1 protein-coding gene is annotated in these 258 nt (G+C 64.0%); it reads right to left on the reverse strand.

Annotation, left to right across the window (positions count from 1 at the left end):
- A partial coding sequence (locus tag RMT89_RS44025; RefSeq protein ID WP_315889368.1) for an aminotransferase class III-fold pyridoxal phosphate-dependent enzyme occupies positions 1-258 on the reverse strand: 258 nt, incomplete at both ends.

Here is a 258-nt window from a genome sequence, read left to right on the forward strand (position 1 = left end):
CAGCACGATGCCGTAAGTGTCGCAAATCTCACGCAATTTGCGCAGGAAGCCGTGCGGGGCAATGGTAAAGCCGCCCTCGCCCTGAACCGGTTCGATGATGATGGCGGCGACGCGCTCGGGGTCGACCGAGGTCGCCAGGATACGCTCAAGATGGCTGATCGCCTCGGCTTCGCTGACGCCGTGGAATTCGTTCGGGAAGGGCGCGTGGACGACCTCGGGCGGCATGGCGCCGAAGCCCTTCTTGTAGGGCGCAACCTT

Source organism: Streptomyces sp. P17 (assembly GCF_032436805.1).
In the GTDB taxonomy this organism is placed as follows: Bacteria; Actinomycetota; Actinomycetes; order Streptomycetales; family Streptomycetaceae; genus Streptomyces.